General features: G+C 68.8%; 1 protein-coding gene. It reads right to left on the bottom strand.

Annotation, left to right across the window (positions count from 1 at the left end; all coding sequences use genetic code 11):
* Nucleotides 1–100 precede the first annotated feature (100 nt).
* Nucleotides 101–949 carry a peptidylprolyl isomerase gene (locus tag AB0M20_RS44955; RefSeq protein ID WP_364307740.1) on the bottom strand — a complete coding sequence of 283 codons (849 nt, stop codon included), beginning with the start codon at nucleotides 947–949 and terminating at the stop codon, nucleotides 101–103.
* Nucleotides 950–1,145: the final 196 nt, after the last annotated feature.

The raw sequence follows: 1,145 nt of genomic DNA, 5'->3' as shown, positions 1-1,145 counted from the left end.
CGGTGTGTTCGACGCGTACCGTGACCCCTCAGGGGCATAGCAAGCCACAGGGCTTATAGAAAGGGCGGGCTACTTCAGGAAGCCCGCCCTTTCTGTGCTGTCAGGCCGGGGCCAGCGTCAGCGTTTTGATGCCGATCTCCGTCTTCGGGTGACCGTCACCGGGGCCGTTGCTGTCGTCGACGCCGCCCTTGGCGACCTTGTTGACGACGTCCATGCCCTGCGACACGGTGCCCAGCAGCGTGTAGTCGCCCGGCAGCTTGGTCTCGGCGTAGGTGATGAAGAACTGGCTGCCGGTCGAGCCGGGCTGCTGCGTCTTCGCCATGGCGATCGAACCCGCCGGGTACGTCGCGGTGCCGTCGGCCGCGTTCGGCGGCTTGTTCTCCTCGGCGTAGCGGAAGCTCGGCCCGCCGGTGCCGTCGGTGTCGCGGTAGCCCTTGCCCTTGGCGCTCGGGTCGCCGCACTGCAGCACCTTGATGCCCTGGGTGGTCATGCGGTGGCACTTGGTGCCGTCCCAGAACTTCTTCGACGAGAGGAACTCGAACGCGGCGGCGGTGCAGGGCGTCTTCGACTTGTCCACGGTGGCCGTGATCGGGCCGAGCGTGGAGTCGATCGTCATGGTGAGCTTGCCGGTGTTGGCGGCGTTCGGCGGCGGGGTGCCGACGTCCACGATCTTCGGGCCCTGGCTGCCGTCGGGCGGCGCGGTCTCCGGAGTCCAGGTGCACGCCACGGTGCCGGGCGGCGCGGCGGCCGCGTTGGTCGCCGGCTTGTCGTCGTCGCGCAGCGCCGTGACGAGGAAGTAGGCGCCACCAGCGATGACCACGACCACCAGCGCCGCGCCGATGATCGCCCGCTTCTGGCGTCGCTTGCGGGCGGCCTCCGCGCGCTCGGCCATCTCCTTCTCGAGCCGGGCGCGCGCCGCCGCGCGCTGCCGGTCCTTTATCGACGACACGGTTGTCCTCCTGCTGTGGTTATCTTCCTCGCGTACTCAGGACTGGGTGCTCGCCGACGGTGCGGATGCGGGTGCGTCGCCGGCCACGACGTCGCCCACGGTCAGCGACTGAATCAGAATCTTGTCCTTCGGCTTCACCTTGTCACCCGCCGAGTTCGCCACCGTCGGCACCTTCGCGATCTTCGCGAGCACGTCC

Source organism: Actinoplanes sp. NPDC051633 (assembly GCF_040681735.1).
Classification (GTDB): Bacteria; Actinomycetota; Actinomycetes; order Mycobacteriales; family Micromonosporaceae; genus Actinoplanes.
Note: the sequence above shows the minus strand (reverse complement) of the source record. Positions and strands in the feature narration are given on the sequence as shown.